Annotated in this window: 5 protein-coding genes and 1 pseudogene; 2 read left to right on the top strand and 4 right to left on the bottom strand. The window is 61.1% G+C overall.

What is annotated here, in order from left to right:
* Positions 1–8: 8 nt before the first annotated feature.
* The 4 genes from ACA064_RS00675 to ACA064_RS00660 all read right to left on the bottom strand — a co-directional run bounded on the left by ACA064_RS00675 (position 9) and on the right by ACA064_RS00660 (position 6,175).
* Positions 9–905 (bottom strand): TauD/TfdA dioxygenase family protein, encoded by an 897-nt coding sequence (locus tag ACA064_RS00675; RefSeq protein WP_497671664.1) that lies wholly within the window; start codon positions 903–905, stop codon positions 9–11.
* Positions 906–1,273: 368 nt separating this feature from the next.
* Positions 1,274–2,632 (bottom strand): HlyD family type I secretion periplasmic adaptor subunit, encoded by a 1,359-nt coding sequence (locus ACA064_RS00670; protein WP_497671663.1) that lies wholly within the window; start codon positions 2,630–2,632, stop codon positions 1,274–1,276.
* Positions 2,622–4,778: a type I secretion system permease/ATPase gene (locus ACA064_RS00665; RefSeq protein ID WP_497671662.1), complete on the bottom strand. Its 2,157-nt coding sequence runs from the start codon at positions 4,776–4,778 to the stop codon at positions 2,622–2,624. The genes ACA064_RS00670 and ACA064_RS00665 overlap by 11 nt, the downstream gene beginning before the upstream one ends.
* A gap of 44 nt (positions 4,779–4,822) precedes the next feature.
* Positions 4,823–6,175, bottom strand: coding sequence for a TolC family outer membrane protein (locus tag ACA064_RS00660; protein ID WP_497671661.1), 1,353 nt, complete (start codon positions 6,173–6,175; stop codon positions 4,823–4,825).
* 350 nt (positions 6,176–6,525) lie between these two features.
* Here ACA064_RS00660 and ACA064_RS00655 point away from each other — a divergent pair.
* Together ACA064_RS00655 and ACA064_RS00650 are read left to right on the top strand one after the other, a co-directional pair.
* Positions 6,526–13,923: pseudogene (locus tag ACA064_RS00655) on the top strand (retention module-containing protein); the annotation flags it as partial.
* Positions 13,918–19,110, top strand: a complete 5,193-nt coding sequence (locus ACA064_RS00650) for an immunoglobulin-like domain-containing protein (RefSeq protein WP_497674145.1) — start codon at positions 13,918–13,920, stop codon at positions 19,108–19,110. The pseudogene ACA064_RS00655 and the gene ACA064_RS00650, both read left to right, overlap by 6 nt.
* The last annotated feature ends 5 nt before the right edge of the window (positions 19,111–19,115 follow it).

Raw genomic sequence — 19,115 nt, 5'->3', positions numbered from 1 at the left:
GTGGTCGATCAGTAAGGGGCGTCGCCCTGAATGGTGGTGCGATAGAGCTTGCGGCGCAGATGGCTCGGGCAACCGGCGGCGAGGTGGCTCAGCGAACGGTTGTCCCAGAACACCAGGTCGTGGGCCTGCCATTGGTGGCGATAGATGTTTTCCGGCAGCACGCTGTGGGCGTAGAGCTCGGCCAGCAACTGCTGACTTTCGTCTTCCGGCAAACCGACGATGCGGGTGGTGAAACCTTCACTGACAAAAAGCGCCTTGCGGCCGTTTTCCGGATGGGTGCGGACGATCGGATGCACCACTTCGCTGACCTGAGCGAGCTGCTCCGGGGTCAGGGTCGGCCGCCAGTTGCCTTCGAATTTGCTTTCGCTGTAGCGCGCGGTGTAGGAATGCGCGGCCGAGCGACCTTCGACCGCTTTACGCAGCGCTTGCGGCAAGCCATCCCAGGCTTTGTGCATATCGGCGAACAGGGTGTCGCCGCCTTCGGCCGGGAGCTCCTGGGCATGCAGCATCGAGCCCAGGCTCGGCAGCTCCTTGTAGGAGAGGTCGGAGTGCCAGAATTTGCCGGCGTCGCCCAGGCCGATGGATTGGCCGTTCTCGATGATGTTGGAGACGATGAGGATTTCCGGGTGGCCTGCCAGCAGGAACTGCTTGAGCACGTGGATCTGCAACACCCCGAAGCGGCGGCTGAAGGCGATTTGCTGCTCTGGAGTTATGCGCTGATCGCGAAACACCACCACGTGATGGTCCAGGTGCGCACGGTGAATGCGGGAGAAGTCTTGGTCATTGACCCGACGGGCCAGGTCAAGCCCGATGATTTCGGCACCCACGGCGCCGCTGAATGGGCGGATTTCGAAAGTTTGCGCCGCGATGTTCGCGGCGCTTGGGGAAGCAGTAGCTGCAGACATAAATCACTCCCACGCACGGCACGCTCAAGGGCGCGCGCGTCGATCAGAAACTCACGGAAGTCCCGTGCTGGTTCATTTCGTGCGGCGCGCCGATTGGTCGGCAGGTACGCAGGGGTTTGACTTTATAGACATAAGAACAGTAGTTTAAATACCGTTAGAGAATAACGATATGACCCGTTGAATGGCGCTCGATTGTTCCCATGGCTCTGCGTGGGAAAAGATCAAAAGATCGCAGCCTGCGGCAGCTCCTACGGGGTCCGGGTACACTCGCGAATTCGAGGTCGTACGCAAATCCGTAGGAGCTGCCGCAGGCTGCGATCTTTTTGGCAGCACACGGTCCAGCATGGGAACGATCATCAGGTGGATGATTACCGCTCATGCAACGCCTCGGCCCGAGCGCGGATGATGGGTTTGAGCAGGTAGCTGAGGATGCTTTTCTTGCCGGTGATGATATCCACCGAAGCGACCATGCCGGGGATGATCAGCAGCGGCTTTTCGTCAGTGCCCAGGTGGCTGCGGTCGGTGCGCAGGGTGATCACGTAGTAGGTGTTCTTCTTGTCTTCATCGGTGATGGTGTCGGCACCGATCTGCTCCAGCTTGGCTTTCAGGCCGCCATAGATGGTGTAGTCGTAGGCAGTGAACTTGACGATGGCTTCTTGCCCGGGATGCAGGAAGGCGATGTCTTGTGGGCGAATCCGTGCTTCGACCAACAGCGTGTCATCCAGTGGAACGATTTCCACCAGGTCACTGCCCGGCTGGATTACGCCGCCGATGGTGTTGACCAGCAATTGCTTGATGATGCCGCGTACCGGCGACGTCACCAGCGTACGGCTGACGCGGTCTTCCAGGGCCTTGCCAGTGGCACTGGCCTTGCTCAGGTCGGTGCGGGCCTCATTAAGTTGGGTTAGGGCCTCACTGCGGAATCTGCCGCGGGTCTCGTCGATTTTGCGCGCGACTTCCTTGATCGCCGATTCTGCACGTGGAATCGCCAGGGTGGTGGCGTCCACCTGGCCACGGGTTTCCACTTCCGCGCGCTTGAGACGCAAAACCTCCACCGGAGAAATCGCACCCTGCGCCACCAGCGGCTCGGACATGCCGATTTCCTGACGCAGCAACTGCAGGCTGCTGCGGTATTGCGCCTGCTTGGAGGTGAACTCGCGCAGTTCTTGCTGACGCTGGATCAATTGCTCCTGCAAGCCTCCGACTTCATCGAGCAATTGCTGACGGCGACTGTCGTACAACGATTGCTCGCTGGCCGCCTGACCGGGTACGGCCTTGAGCACATCGGCCGGAACCTTGAGCGGGCGGTCGTCGACTTCGGCACTCAGGCGCTCCACCCGCAACAGCATGGACAGTCGATCCGCCTCGGTTTCGCCGACGTTGGACACAAAACGAGTGTCATCGAGCCGAATCAGCGGCGCACCGGCTTCAACGATCTGCCCTTCCCTGACAAATAGTTCAGCGACGATGCCCCCTTCCAGGTTCTGGATTTTCTGCAGTTTCGACGACGGGATCGCCTTGCCGTCGCCACGGGTGACTTCATCGATCACCGCGAAGTTGGCCCACAACAACAGGAACACGAAGAAGCCGATGATCGCCCAGATGGTCAGGCGCACCACTCGCGGGGCGTCTTCGATCAGGGCTTTGTTGACCTCGGGCAATGGTTGCCCTTGCAGGGAGTCGGAGCCTTTGAAGTAACGGCGGATCGCGCCAGACTTAAGCAACACTGATCTGCCCCTTCTTCAACGCTTCCATCACCACGGCTTTGGGCCCATCAGCCAGAATCTGTCCACGGTCGACCACCAGTAACCGGTCCACCAGCGAGAGCAGCGAGGCACGGTGCGTCACCAGCACCACGGTCTTGTTTGCTACCACGGCTTGCAGGCGTTGTTTCAAGCGTTCTTCACCGGTGTTGTCCATGGCGCTGGTCGGTTCGTCGAGCAGCAGAATCGGCGGGTTGAGCAACAGCGCGCGGGCCAGGGCGACGTTCTGGCGCTGACCGCCGGACAGGTTTTGCCCACGTTCGCCGACCTGCAGTTCGTAGCCTTGTGGATGCAGTCGGGCGAATTCATGCACGCCAGCCAGTTCGGCGGCTTGCAGGACCAGTTCGTCTTCTACGTAGCGGGCTCCGGATACCAGGTTGTCGCGCAGGGTGCCGGCGAGCAATTGGATGTCCTGAGGCACGTAGCCAATGTTGTGGCGCAGTTCGCTGACGTCGATCTGGCGAATGTCGACGCCATCGACCAGCAAGGCACCTTCGTCCGGCTGATAGAGCCCGACCAACAATTTGGCCAACGAGCTTTTGCCCGAGCCGCTGCGGCCGATGATGCCGATTTTTTCCCCAGGCTTGATCACCAGGTTGATGTTTTTCAGTGCCGGGTTTTGCTGGTTCGGGTAGGTGAAGCTCAGCTGACGGCACTCGATGGCGCCCTGCAGGACCTTGCGGCTCAACGGACGCTCTTCGAAATTACGCTCTTGTGGCAGCTCCATCATCTGGTCGACCGACGTCATGGTCACCCGCGCTTGCTGGTAGCGGGTCAGCAGGCCGGATAACGAGGCCAGCGGGCTGAGAGCACGGCCACTGAGCATGTAACAGGCGATCAGGCCGCCCATGCTGAGATTACCGTCGATGATCTGGTACACGCCGAAGACGATCATGATCACCCCGGCCAGTTGCTGGATCAGCAGGGTAATGTTCATCGCCAGACCGGAGAGCAGTTTCACCCGCAGTTCAAGGCGGCTGAGGGTGCCAATGGTTTGCTCCCACTGGTACTGACGCTCGCTTTCGGCGTTGTTGACCTTGACCGCATCGAGCCCGGCGAGGGTTTCGATAAGGCTCGACTGACGCTCGGCGGCCAGCGCCATGGTCCGTTCCATGGTCGCCACCAGAGGCTTTTGCAATGCATAGCCGATCAGCAGGGCAATCGGGAAGGCCAGTACTGGAATCCACACCAGATGCCCACCGATGATGGCGATCACCATGAAGATCAGCAGGGTAAACGGCAGGTCGATCAGGCTGGTGAGGGTCAGCGAGGCGAGGAAATCCCGCAGGCTCTGGAACTCATGAATGTTCTGGGCAAAGCTGCCGACCCGCGCCGGACGGTATTTCATGGCCATGCCGACGATGCGCTCGAACAGCGTCGCCGAGATAATCAGGTCGGTCTTTTTCCCGGCCAGATCCAGGCACAGACTGCGCAAACTCTTGAGGATCAGGTCGAACAAATAGGCACCGCCGATACCGATAGCCAGAACCCACAGCGTGGCGGTGGCCTGGTTCGGTACAACGCGGTCGTAGACGTTCATCACAAACAGCGGCGCGGCCATGGCGATGATGTTGATCAGGAAACTGGCGGCGATGGCGTCGGCGTACAGCCAGCGCGAACGCTTCAAGGTGTCGCGAAACCAGGAACGGGCACGCGGGATCAGCGTGCCGTGGTTCACATCGAATTTGTGTTGAGGCTGGGCAAAGAACGCTTGCCCGATGTAATCGTCAGCCAACAACTCGCGGCTGACGCTGACCTCACCTCCGTCACTTTCGCTGAGCAGCAAACGTGCGTTGTCTTCGCCTTCCCAGCCGATCAGGACCGCGCTGCGGCCATCCTTGAGCAGCAACAACACTGGCATGGCAATCGCCGGGATCTGCTCCAGTTTGCGTTGCAGCACCCGCCCTTGCAGGCCAGCCCGCGCAGCCGCCCGGGGAAGCAATTCGACGCTCAACCGCTGTGCCGGCAATGGCAGGCCGGTGGTCAGCATCGCCGCGCTGGCAGGTTTCTGGTGCAGCGTGCAAAGGGCTAGCAGGCCGTCCAGTAATGGATCGTCGTGCAGCGTGCGTGGATCATGACTGAGATGAACTCGACTGACTTCTGATTCCACGCTGGGCACTCTTGACTGACTGTTGGACGATTACGAAGGGTTGCTCAATTCATCCCGGGCAATTGAACCTTGGGCTTCACGTCGTTTTGCACGATGGACGCCATGGGTGCTACTACTCCCTGGCTTTTGAGCAATTCGCCCATGGTCGCCTTGATTCGATACTGAGTAAATAACTGAATGTTCTTGATCTCCGCCAGCCGACGGGAAGCAGTAAACAGTTCGTTTTCACTGTCGAGCAAATCGAGCAAGGTGCGCTCGCCGAGGCTGAATTGTTGCTGATAGGACGTACGTACGCTGGTGCTGCGATCGACGTATTGCTGAGCGATCGGTAGCTGAGCGTTGGCATTGTTCAAGGCGTTCCAGGCCAGGCCCAGTTCCTCGTTTAATACCCGCAGGGCATTGTTGCGAATATCCAGCGCCTCGCTGGATTGATAGGACTTGGATTCCAAGTCGGCCTTGTTACTGCCACCGGCGAACAGATTGAAGCGCATACGCAGCATGGCCTGCCATTCGTTGTTGTGTCCGTCCATCCCATCGATATCGTTATCGGCGCTGCGCCCCAATTCTGCATCGAAACGCGGGTAGAACACCGACTTGGCGGCTTCGTACTGACTCTCGGCAGCGGCGATGTCGGACTCGGCCGAACGCAGGATCGGGCTGTTCTCCAGCATTTGTCGGCGAGCTTCATTCAGGTCGGCCGGCAGCAGCGCGATGAAGCCCGCTGGGCGCTCCAGTTGGTCGGGCATCTGGCCAACAGCACTCAGGAAGTTGGTCTGGGCATCGGCCAGATTGGTTTGTTCGGTGATCAGGTTGTTGCGCGCCTGGGCCAGACGCGCGTCGGCCTGGTCAAGGTCGGCCAGGCGACCGACGCCACGCTGAGTGCGCAACTGGATCTGGTCATAGATGCGTTCGTGACTGTGCAGGTTGTCTTCGGCCAGTCGCACGAAATCGCGTCGGGTCAGCACATCCAGGTAAACCTGTGCGACGGTCAGTGCGGTGCGCTCAGAAGAACCCAGCAATGAGTAAGCGCGGGAGTTGACGTTGGCTTGTTGGCGACCCACTTCGCTGGACGTCGCGAACCCGTCAAAAACCATTTGCGACAGGCGCAGGCTCGACTCGCTGCGATTCAGGTTTTCCCAGTGGTCGCTGCCTTGACCACTGCGCGTACTAACGCTGTCAGTGCCTTCACGGCCATAACCGCCGAGCAGATCGACCCGTGGCAGGTACCCGCCTTTGGCCGCTTTTAATTGATAATCCGCCGAAAGACGGCTGTTAACCCCTGCCTGGATTTCCGGATGGACATTCAGCGCTTGTTGCATGGCTTCGGGCAGGGTTTGAGCTTGAACAACACTGGCGGCGAGGACGAACGGTAAAGCCTTCAACAGATGCGCACGCATGTTAAAAATTCCTAAGGACTTCTTGTCTCAAATCACAGCAGATTCGTGGCGCTGCATCGGAAAATGGCAACCGGAATGACCGCATGTCGGAAAGTAAAAAAACGGTACTGGGTCACACGCTTTAGGACGGGATCGGCGCATAAATATCAATGTGACATTAGTGGGACGATTGTTTAGGATGGCGGGCAGAAGGTCAATAGATTGGCATAAAGTTAATCGCGGATAATTATAAGTCAGAATATTGACGCAAAAAAAGCGTCAAAAGAACATACAAGTGCGTCCAGACTGATTCGGCGATTGCCCGTCAGGTCCATGGAAGCCTACTGAGCGGTACTCCCGGAGAGTCTTCAATGAGCAGTGTTGTTGCCATCGTCAAAAGCATTGTTGGTCAAGTGTTTGCCGTTTCCCCAGAAGGCATCAGACGCGTACTCATTGAAGGTGATCGCCTGTTCGTTGGCGACCAGGTGGACACCGGCCTGGCGGGCGCCGTTACCCTTGAACTGGCCGACGGTCGCATCCTCGACCTGGGCCGCGACACCCAATGGAGCGCCAGCGATCCGGACTCCAGCACCGACCTCGCTCAAGCGACCGCGCAAGCCGCACCGTCGGTAGAGGAATTGCAACAAGCCATCGCCGCCGGTGCCGACCCGACTACCGAACTCGAAGCTACCGCTGCCGGCCCAAGCGCTGCGGGCACGGGAGGTGCTGCGGGTGGTGGTCATAGTTTTGTGGTGCTGGATGCGACGGCTGGTCGGGTTGATCCGACTATTGGTTTTCCGACTGCGGGCATCGGGTCTGCAACCTCGACGCTGGAAGACACCCCGGGCGCGCAAACTGCCGACAACGGCACCAACGTGCTGCGCGGCTCGACTCTGAGCCTCAGTGCTACGCCAACCATCACCGAAGCCGGTGGGGTGCTGGTTTACACCGCGAATGTGACTCAGGCACCGCTGAGCGATCTGACCATTACCCTGTCCAATGGCTCGGTTATCGTGATCCCGGCCGGCCAGTTGACGGGTAGCGTCAACGTTTCCCTCGCAGCCAATGACAGCGTCTACACCGACCCAGGCCAGATCACCGTCAGCGTGACCGGTATTACTGGCGGCAGCGGCCTGGCCCTGACCGTCGACCCGGCGCCTGCGGTCACGCAAGTCACCGACACCATCGACACCACCACGGTTACCCTGACTGCCGGCTCGACCGTCACCGAAGGCGGGCAGATCTCCTACACCGCCACCCTGAGCAATCCGGCCGGCACCGCGATGAGCGTGACCCTGAGCAACGGCGCGGTGATCAACATCGCCGCCGGTCAAACCAGCGGCACCGCGATCGTCGACACGCCGATCAATGACGTCCACCAGAACGGCAGCATCGTCAGCACCACCATCCAAAGCACCACTGGCGGCAACTTCGAGAACCTGGTCACGGATCCGGCGCCGGCGCTGACCACCATTACCGACTCGGTGGACAACACCGGCCTGAGCCTGACGGCCAGCAACAGCATCACCGAAGGCGGACAAATCACCTACACCGCGACCCTGAGCAACCCGGCCGGCACCGCCATGAGCGTGACCCTGAGCAACGGCGCGGTGATCTCCATCGTCGCCGGCCAGACCAGCGGCACCGCGATCGTCGACACCCCGGTCAACGACGTCCACCAGAACGGCAGCACTGTCAGCACCACGATTCAAAGCACCAGCGGTGGCAATTTCGAGAACCTGGTCACGGATCCGGCACCCGCGCTGACCACCATTACCGACTCGATCGACAACACCGGCTTGAGCCTGACCGCGACCGGTTCGGTGGTGGAAGGTGGCCCGATCACCTACACCGCCACGCTGAGCAATCCGGCCGGCACGGCGATGAGCGTGACCCTGAGCAACGGCGCGGTGATCAGCATCGCCGCCGGCCAGACCACCGGCACCGCGATCGTCGACACCCCGGTCAATGACGTCCATCAGAACGGCAGCACCGTCAGCACCACCATTCAAAGCACCAGCGGTGGCAACTTCGAAAACCTGGTCACGGATCCGGCGCCGGCGCTGACCACCATTACCGACTCGGTGGACAACACCGGCCTGAGCCTGACGGCCAGCGAGAGCATCACCGAAGGCGGACAGATCACCTACACCGCGACCCTGAGCAATCCGGCCGGCACGGCGATGAGCGTGACCCTGTCCAACGGCGCGGTGATCAACATCGCCGCCGGTCAAACCAGCGGCACCGCGATCGTCGACACCCCGATCAATGACGTCCATCAGAACGGCAGCACCGTCAGCACCACCATCCAAAGCACCAGCGGTGGCAATTTCGAAAACCTGGTCACGGATCCGGCACCCGCGCTGACCACCATTACCGACTCGATCGACAACACCGGCTTGAGCCTGACCGCGACCGGTTCGGTGGTGGAAGGTGGCCCGATCACCTACACCGCCACCCTAAGCAACCCGGCCGGCACCGCGATGAGCGTGACCCTGTCCAACGGCGCGGTGATCAGCATCGAAGCGGGCCAGACCAGCGGCACTGCGATCGTCGATACCCCGATCAACGACGTCCATCAGAACGGCAGCACTGTCAGCACCACCATCCAAAGCACCAGCGGTGGCAATTTCGAGAACCTGGTCACGGATCCGGCACCCGCGCTGACCACCATCACCGACTCGGTGGATAACACTGGCCTGAGCCTAACCGCCAGCGAGAGCATCACCGAAGGCGGACAGATCACCTACACCGCCACCCTGAGCAATCCCGCCGGCACGGCGATGAGCGTGACCCTGTCCAACGGCGCGGTGATCAACATCGCCGCCGGTCAAACCAGCGGCACCGCGATCATCGACACGCCGATCAACGACGTCCACCAGAACGGCAGCACTGTCAGCACCACCATTCAAAGCACCAGCGGTGGCAACTTCGAAAACCTGGTCACGGATCCGGCGCCCGCGCTGACCACCATCACCGACTCGATCGACAACACCGGCCTGAGCCTGACCGCGACCGGTTCGGTGGTGGAAGGTGGCCCGATCACCTACACCGCCACGCTGAGCAATCCGGCCGGCACGGCCATGAGCGTGACCCTGTCCAACGGCGCGGTGATCAACATCGCCGCCGGTCAAACCAGCGGCACCGCGATCATCGACACGCCGATCAACGACGTCCACCAGAACGGCAGCACCGTCAGCACCACCATTGAAAGCACCAGCGGCGGCAATTTCGAGCAGCTGACCCTGAGCACCGACCCGGCGGTGACCACCATCACCGACTCGATCGACAACACCGGCCTGAGCCTGACCGCCACCGGCTCAGTGGTGGAAGGCGGACAGATCACCTACACCGCCACCCTGAGCAATCCGGCCGGCACCGCGATGAGCTTGACCCTGAGCAACGGCGCGGTGATCAACATCGCCGCCGGTCAAACCAGCGGCACCGCGATCGTCGACACCCCGGTCAACGACGTCCACCAGAACGGCAGCACCGTCAGCACCACCATTGAAAGCACCAGCGGCGGCAATTTCGAAAACCTGGTCACGGATCCGGCACCGGCGCTGACCACCATCACCGACTCGCTCGACAACACCGGCCTGAGCCTGACCGCCACCGGTTCGGTGGTGGAAGGCGGGCAAATCACCTACACCGCGACCCTGAGCAACCCGGCCGGCACCGCCATGAGCGTGACCCTGAGCAACGGCGCGGTGATCAACATCGCCGCCGGTCAAACCAGCGGCACCGCGATCGTCGACACCCCGGTCAACGACGTCCACCAGAACGGCAGCACTGTCAGCACCACCATCCAAAGCACCAGCGGCGGCAATTTCGAGCAGCTGACCCTGAGCACCGACCCGGCGGTGACCACCATCACCGACTCGATCGACAACACCGGCCTGAGCCTGACCGCCACCGGCTCAGTGGTGGAAGGCGGACAGATCACCTACACCGCCACCCTGAGCAATCCGGCCGGCACCGCGATGAGCTTGACCCTGAGCAACGGCGCGGTGATCAACATCGCCGCCGGTCAAACCAGCGGCACCGCGATCGTCGACACCCCGGTCAACGACGTCCACCAGAACGGCAGCACCGTCAGCACCACCATTGAAAGCACCAGCGGCGGCAATTTCGAAAACCTGGTCACGGATCCGGCACCGGCGCTGACCACCATCACCGACTCGCTCGACAACACCGGCCTGAGCCTGACCGCCACCGGTTCGGTGGTGGAAGGCGGGCAAATCACCTACACCGCGACCCTGAGCAACCCGGCCGGCACCGCCATGAGCGTGACCCTGAGCAACGGCGCGGTGATCAACATCGCCGCCGGTCAAACCAGCGGCACCGCGATCGTCGACACCCCGGTCAACGACGTCCACCAGAACGGCAGCACTGTCAGCACCACCATCCAAAGCACCAGCGGTGGCAATTTCGAGAACCTGGTCACGGATCCGGCACCCGCGCTGACCACCATCACCGACTCGGTGGATAACACTGGCCTGAGCCTAACCGCCAGCGAGAGCATCACCGAAGGCGGACAGATCACCTACACCGCCACCCTGAGCAATCCCGCCGGCACGGCGATGAGCGTGACCCTGTCCAACGGCGCGGTGATCAACATCGCCGCCGGTCAAACCAGCGGCACCGCGATCATCGACACGCCGATCAACGACGTCCACCAGAACGGCAGCACTGTCAGCACCACCATTCAAAGCACCAGCGGTGGCAATTTCGAAAACCTGGTCACGGATCCGGCACCCGCGCTGACCACCATTACCGACTCGATCGACAACACCGGCTTGAGCCTGACCGCGACCGGTTCGGTGGTGGAAGGTGGCCCGATCACCTACACCGCCACCCTAAGCAACCCGGCCGGCACCGCGATGAGCGTGACCCTGAGCAACGGCGCGGTGATCAACATCGCCGCCGGCCAGACCACCGGCACCGCGATCGTCGACACCCCGATCAATGACGTCCACCAAAACGGCAGCACCGTCAGCACCACCATTCAAAGCACCAGCGGTGGCAATTTCGAGAACCTGGTCACGGATCCGGCGCCGGCGCTGACCACCATTACCGACTCGGTGGATAACACTGGCCTGACCTTGACGGCCAGCGAGAGCATCACCGAAGGCGGACAGATCACCTACACCGCGACCCTGAGCAACCCGGCCGGCACGGCGATGAGCGTGACCCTGTCCAACGGCGCGGTGATCAACATCGCCGCCGGTCAAACCAGCGGCACCGCGATCGTCGACACGCCGATCAATGACGTCCATCAGAACGGCAGCACCGTCAGCACCACCATCCAAAGCACCAGCGGTGGCAATTTCGAGAACCTGGTGCCGAGCACCGATCCGGCGGTGACGACCATCACCGACTCGGTGGATAACACCGGCCTGACCTTGACGGCCAGCGAGAGCATCACCGAAGGCGGACAGATCACCTACACCGCCACCCTGAGTAATCCAGCCGGCACCGCGATGAGCGTGACCCTGTCCAACGGCGCGGTGATCAGCATCGAAGCGGGCCAGACCAGCGGCACTGCGATCGTCGATACCCCGATCAACGACGTCCATCAGAACGGCAGCACTGTCAGCACCACCATCCAAAGCACCAGCGGTGGCAATTTCGAGAACCTGGTCACGGATCCGGCACCGGCGCTGACCACCATTACCGACTCGGTGGACAACACCGGCCTGAGCCTGACGGCCAGCGAGAGCATCACCGAAGGCGGACAGATCACCTACACCGCGACCCTGAGCAATCCGGCCGGCACGGCGATGAGCGTGACCCTGTCCAACGGCGCGGTGATCAACATCGCCGCCGGTCAAACCAGCGGCACCGCGATCATCGACACGCCGATCAACGACGTCCACCAGAACGGCAGCACTGTCAGCACCACCATTCAAAGCACCAGCGGTGGCAATTTCGAAAACCTGGTCACGGATCCGGCACCCGCGCTGACCACCATTACCGACTCGATCGACAACACCGGCTTGAGCCTGACCGCGACCGGTTCGGTGGTGGAAGGTGGCCCGATCACCTACACCGCCACCCTGAGCAATCCCGCCGGCACGGCGATGAGCGTGACCCTGTCCAACGGCGCGGTGATCAACATCGCCGCCGGTCAAACCAGCGGCACCGCGATCGTCGACACCCCGATCAATGACGTCCACCAAAACGGCAGCACCGTCAGCACCACCATTCAAAGCACCAGCGGTGGCAATTTCGAGAACCTGGTCACGGATCCGGCGCCGGCGCTGACCACCATTACCGACTCGGTGGATAACACTGGCCTGACCTTGACGGCCAGCGAGAGCATCACCGAAGGCGGACAGATCACCTACACCGCGACCCTGAGCAACCCGGCCGGCACGGCGATGAGCGTGACCCTGTCCAACGGCGCGGTGATCAACATCGCCGCCGGTCAAACCAGCGGCACCGCGATCGTCGACACGCCGATCAATGACGTCCATCAGAACGGCAGCACCGTCAGCACCACCATCCAAAGCACCAGCGGTGGCAATTTCGAGAACCTGGTGCCGAGCACCGATCCGGCGGTGACGACCATCACCGACTCGGTGGATAACACCGGCCTGACCTTGACGGCCAGCGAGAGCATCACCGAAGGCGGACAGATCACCTACACCGCCACCCTGAGTAATCCAGCCGGCACCGCGATGAGCGTGACCCTGTCCAACGGCGCGGTGATCAGCATCGAAGCGGGCCAGACCAGCGGCACTGCGATCGTCGATACCCCGATCAACGACGTCCATCAGAACGGCAGCACTGTCAGCACCACCATCCAAAGCACCAGCGGTGGCAATTTCGAGAACCTGGTCACGGATCCGGCACCCGCGCTGACCACCATCACCGACTCGGTGGATAACACTGGCCTGAGCCTAACCGCCAGCGAGAGCATCACCGAAGGCGGACAGATCACCTACACCGCCACCCTGAGCAATCCCGCCGGCACGGCGATGAGCGTGACCCTGTCCAACGGCGCGGTGATCAACATCGCCGCCGGTCAAACCAGCGGCACCGCGATCATCGACACGCCGATCAACGACGTCCACCAGAACGGCAGCACTGTCAGCACCACCATTCAAAGCACCAGCGGTGGCAACTTCGAAAACCTGGTCACGGATCCGGCGCCCGCGCTGACCACCATCACCGACTCGATCGACAACACCGGCCTGAGCCTGACCGCGACCGGTTCGGTGGTGGAAGGTGGCCCGATCACCTACACCGCCACGCTGAGCAATCCGGCCGGCACGGCCATGAGCGTGACCCTGTCCAACGGCGCGGTGATCAACATCGCCGCCGGTCAAACCAGCGGCACCGCGATCGTCGACACCCCGATCAACGACGTCCACCAGAACGGCAGCACCGTCAGCACCACCATTGAAAGCACCAGCGGCGGCAATTTCGAGCAGCTGACCCTGAGCACCGACCCGGCGGTGACCACCATCACCGACTCGATCGACAACACCGGCCTGAGCCTGACCGCCACCGGCTCAGTGGTGGAAGGCGGACAGATCACCTACACCGCCACCCTGAGCAATCCGGCCGGCACCGCGATGAGCTTGACCCTGAGCAACGGCGCGGTGATCAACATCGCCGCCGGTCAAACCAGCGGCACCGCGATCGTCGACACCCCGGTCAACGACGTCCACCAGAACGGCAGCACCGTCAGCACCACCATTGAAAGCACCAGCGGCGGCAATTTCGAAAACCTGGTCACGGATCCGGCACCGGCGCTGACCACCATCACCGACTCGCTCGACAACACCGGCCTGAGCCTGACCGCCACCGGTTCGGTGGTGGAAGGCGGGCAAATCACCTACACCGCGACCCTGAGCAACCCGGCCGGCACCGCCATGAGCGTGACCCTGAGCAACGGCGCGGTGATCAACATCGCCGCCGGTCAAACCAGCGGCACCGCGATCGTCGACACCCCGGTCAACGACGTCCACCAGAACGGCAGCACCGTCAGCACCACCATTGAAAGCACCAGCGGCGGCAATTTCGAGCAGCTGACCCTGAGCACCGACCCGGCGGTGACCACCATCACCGACTCGATCGACAACACCGGCCTGACCTTGACCGCCAGCGAGAGCATCACCGAAGGCGGGCAAATCACCTACACCGCGACCCTGAGCAACCCGGCCGGCACCGCCATGAGCGTGACCCTGAGCAACGGCGCGGTGATCTCCATCGCCGCCGGTCAAACCAGCGGCACCGCGATCGTCGATACCCCGATCAACGACGTCCACCAGAACGGCAGCACTGTCAGCACCACCATCCAAAGCACCAGCGGCGGCAATTTCGAGCAGCTGACCCTGAGCACCGATCCGGCGGTGACCACCATTACCGACTCGGTGGATAACACTGGCCTGACCTTGACGGCCAGCGAGAGCATCACCGAAGGCGGGCAAATCACCTACACCGCCACCCTGAGCAACCCGGCCGGCACGGCCATGAGCGTGACCCTGTCCAACGGCGCGGTGATCAACATCGCCGCCGGTCAAACCAGCGGCACCGCGATCGTCGACACCCCGATCAACGACGTCCACCAGAACGGCAGCACCGTCAGCACCACCATTGAAAGCACCAGCGGCGGCAATTTCGAGCAGCTGACCCTGAGCACCGACCCGGCGGTGACCACCATCACCGACTCGATCGACAACACCGGCCTGAGCCTGACCGCCACCGGCTCAGTGGTGGAAGGCGGACAGATCACCTACACCGCCACCCTGAGCAATCCGGCCGGCACCGCGATGAGCGTGACCCTGAGCAACGGCGCGGTGATCAACATCGCCGCCGGTCAAACCAGCGGCACCGCGATCGTCGACACGCCGATCAATGACGTCCACCAGAACGGCAGCACCGTCAGCACCACCATTCAAAGCACCAGCGGTGGCAACTTCGAAAACCTGGTCACGGATCCGGCGCCGGCGGTGACCACCATTACCGATTCCGTCGACACCACTACCCTGGCCCTCTCGGCCCAGACCGATGTCAACGAAGGCCAATCGATCACCTACACCGTCACACTGAACAACAAAGCTGGCAGTGACATGCTGATCAAGCTGAGCAATGGTGAAACCGTCACCATCCTCAAGGATGCAGTTTCTGGTTCTGTGACCGTCAACGCGCCAAGCGATGATGTGTTCATCGATGCCCGTACCATCAAAGTCAGCATTGATGAGAGCGCCATCACTGGCGGTAACTTCGAGAAAATCGCAGTTACCCCAGGTGACGTGTCCACCGTGGTCAACGACACCGTTGATGATGTGAAGGTCGTGCTGAGCGCCACCGGTAACGTCAATGAAGGCGGCCAGATCACTTACACCGCCACCTTGGTCGACAAAAACAACAACCCGGTCAGCAACCTCGGCACCTCGCTGGTTATCAAACTGAGCAATGGTGAAAGCATCACCATTGGCAACGACCAAAGTTCCAACTCCGTGCATGTCACGGCACCGAGCGATGTGTACACCGGCGCGCCTGACGTCTCGACCAAGATCACCACTGTTGTCAGCGGCGGTGACAAGTACGAGAACCTGATTGTCAGCGACACACCGGCCGTGACCAAAGTGACTGACGTGGTCAACACCACCACCGTCGGCATCACCGGTGACACCTCGGTTACCGAAGGCCTGACTGCGCATTACACCCTGAGCCTGAGCAATCCTTCTCACGCAGAAGTGACTGTGACCCTGACCTACAGCGGCACTGCAGCCGATGGCACGGACTTCACCGGGGTGACCACGGTCAAGATCCCGGCAAACAGCAGTGGCGTTGGCTTCGACATCAATACCATTAACGATACGTTCGTCGAAGGCTCCGAGAACTTCGTGGTCAGGATCGACAAGGTCAGTGGCGGCAATTTCGAGAACATCGCGGTCAACCCGGACAAGAGCAGCGTCACCACGACGATCATCGATAACGACCACGCGCCAGTATCTGCCGGCGGCGCTGTCAGCGGCACCGAGGACGGCGAAATCATCCTGTCGTGGGACAATTTCAAGGTCACTGATGTTGATGGCGATAGTGCGCTGAGCGTGACTATTACCCAACTGCCAGGCGCTGGCACCTTGATGTACAACAACGGCACGGGCTGGGTGAATGTCACCGCGAACCAAACCATCAGCCAGGCTGATATCGCCGCCAGCAAACTGAAGTTCGTGCCGATCCATGACCAATCGGGTACTGATGGCTACGGCGGCACTGATATCGGCAACATGAAGGCCGATTACGCGCAGATCAAGTTCAAGCCCACCGACGGTTCCAACTTGGGCAACGAAGCCATCTTGAAAGTCGACATCACGCCAGTCGCCGACGCACCGACACTGAGCGTGGCGGGCAACAATGTGACCTCGACCGGCCTGATCAAGGAAATCTGGACCGGCCTGGCCGGCCTGGGCACCAGCGGCAGTGGTGCAGCAGTCGGCATCCTGAAGTCGGTGATCGACGCTGCCGGCAAACCGAACAGCAGCAACCTGGTGACCAACGTTCAGTCCGATGGCAGTGTGGTCGCAGGTACCGCATCGAAGACCTCCGGCCTGATCTACCTCGAGGCTGGCAAGACTTACAAGTTCACCGGCACCGGCGATGACAGCCTGCTGGTGACCATCGGCGGCAAGAACGTTGCCGACATCACGTGGGGCGCGGGTGGCAAGCTTGATGGGGAGGCATTCAAGCCGACCACCAGCGGCTACTACACCCTCGACATCTACCACCACAACCAGAGTGGCCCGGGTAGCTACGACGTCAACCTGTCGGTCAATGGCGCCACTGCCGTGGACCTGGGTAAAGCGGATGTGCCGCTGTATACCGGCATCTCCGACCTGACCAATGCCGGCGTATCGGTCTCGGACCTGCACGGCACCAACGGCGAAGGCTACTACGAAGGCTACAAGCTCAACGAAGGGGCGGAAAACGGCAGTGTGCATCTGGCAGCAATCAATACTGCGCTGACTGATATCGATGGCTCTGAAGCCCTGAGCGTGAAGATCGGTGGCTTCCCCAAAGGCATGGTCGTCAGCGATGGTGCAGGCCACACCGCGACCGTCGGTGTATCCGGTGAAGCGGATGTCACGGGCTGGACGCTCAGCACACTGACCCTGACCCCGCCACCGTATTACAACGGCCAGTTCACGCTGACCGTCACTTCTACCTCCACCGAAAGCCTGGGCGGTTCGGCCAGCAGTACGACGCAGATTCCGGTCACGGTTTACCCGGCGGTCTATAATTCGATCACCGCCACCGCAGCAAATGACACGGCCACCGGCACCGACGGCAACGACATCATGGTCGCCGATATCGGCGGGCTGACGATTGTACCGGGCACCAACTACAACATCGCGTTCATGGTGGATAGCTCGGGCAGTATGGGCGACGCCATGGCTGCCGCCAAGAAATCCCTGGAAGCGGTGTTCACCTCACTGATTGCCAGCGCAACTTCAAAAGAGGCCAACCCCGGCATCGTGAAGGTCTTCCTGGTGGACTTCGATAGCACGGTCAAGCAATCGATTTCAGTCGACCTGTCGAGCTCTACGGCTTTAAAGGATCTGAAAGGCATTCTCGAGGACATGAGGTCCGATGGCTACACAAACTACGAGGACGTTTTCAAGACGACAGCCAACTGGTTCAACAGCACCGACGCGAAGAGCAATCTGAATGCGACCAATCTGACCTACTTCATTACCGATGGTGAACCGACCGCCTACATGTCGAGAGAACAGACCAATCCGGTAGTCGTTGCCTACGGTAAGAGCGGTTTGACTGACCTGACTCTGGACAACCTGCTGACGCTGAAAAACTACACCCCTGGCATCGTCTTCAAGGCCGACATCGGCGGCGAGAGCCGCGTGCTGGTCGATGCCGACGGCAGCCTGCACAAATGGTCCGAGAATGATAAGGGGAAATGGAGCTCGTCCAATTTTGGCAACAACGTCACCATTCACCCTCAGGGTGACGGGACTTATGAAGTTTCGGTCGTCGCCTATGATGGCTTTTTCGATAACCCCAGCGCGGCAAACGCCAAAGCAGCTTTTACGCTGTTGGCGGATGCCAAAAGCTCGGTCGTGGCGATCGGTCTGAACAGCGATGTCGACGCCAGCGACTTGGCTCCCTACAACACCAAGGGAGAGCCGCAGACCAATATCAACCCTTCGGACCTGGCTAACGCGATTCTCGGCCACAGCAAAGCCGCAGTGCCGGGCAACGACACGGTTAATGGTGGTGAGGGTAGCGACATCCTGTTCGGCGACCTTGTGAGTTTCAGCGGTATCACTGGTGAAGGCTATACCGCTCTGCAGGCCTTCGTCGGTCAGCAAAATGGGCTGGAAACCAGCAAAGTCACCCTGAGCAATGTGCACCAGTACATCACCGAGCACTACAACGCCTTCGACATCTCCGGCAGCCACGACGGTAATGACAAACTGCTCGGCGATGCGGGCAACGACATCATCTTCGGCCAGGGTGGCGATGACCACCTCGATGGTGGCAATGGTAATGACATCCTGCTCGGCGGTACCGGCATCGACACGCTGTTGGGTGGCGCGGGCAACGACCTGCTGTACGGCGGTAAGGGCAGCGACATTCTGAGTGGCGATTCGGGTGCCGACACCTTCGTCTGGAAAGCTGGCGACACCGGCAAAGACGTGATCAAGGACTTCAAGGCCAGTGAGGGCGACCGCATCGACCTGCGAGATCTGTTGCAGGGCGAGACCGACAGCACGATCGACAACTTCCTGAAGATCACCACCGCTGAAGGCGTGTCGACCCTGCAGGTCAGTTCCGAAGGCAAGCTCAATGCCGCTGGCGGTATCGCCAATGCCGACGTGACCATCAAGCTGGAAGGCAACAACTGGACGGGCGTCAGCGTCAATTCGCTGATTTCCGGCGGTGATCCGACCATCAAGGTCGATCACAACAACAGCTGATCCGC

The sequence above is a fragment of the Pseudomonas sp. LBUM1658 genome, from assembly GCF_059716055.1.
This window is presented reverse-complemented; position numbering and strand designations above follow the sequence as displayed.